This is a genomic window from Pseudanabaena sp. 'Roaring Creek' (assembly GCF_001402795.1).
GTDB lineage: Bacteria > Cyanobacteriota > Cyanobacteriia > Pseudanabaenales > Pseudanabaenaceae > Pseudanabaena.
The window spans coordinates 1-276 of record NZ_LIRE01000636.1 but is presented as its reverse complement, the minus strand read 5'-3'; the positions used below and the strand labels follow the sequence as shown (position 1 = coordinate 276).

Genomic DNA, 276 nt, shown 5'->3' with positions numbered 1-276 from the left:
TGGCGTCCCCTAGGGGACTCGAACCCCTGTTACCGCCGTGAAAGGGCGGTGTCCTAGGCCACTAGACGAAGGGGACGCAAGACCCTTATCGCGAATCGACTCACATCGATTCTGGCACTCCCTAAGGAGTCGAGATTGGTGGAGCTAAACGGGATCGAACCGTTGACCTCTTGCATGCCATGCAAGCGCTCTCCCAGCTGAGCTATAGCCCCATCTCGAGGACGGGGCGCATGTTAAGAGCGCCCCGATTGGCTGTCAACAACATTTTTCCTGCCA

General features: G+C 57.6%; 2 tRNA genes. Both read right to left on the bottom strand.

Annotated elements, in window-relative coordinates:
• Positions 1 to 76, bottom strand: a tRNA-Glu gene (locus AC805_RS16895).
• A gap of 60 nt (positions 77 to 136) precedes the next feature.
• Positions 137 to 212, bottom strand: a tRNA-Ala gene (locus tag AC805_RS16890).
• Between the last annotated feature and the right edge of the window lie 64 nt (positions 213 to 276).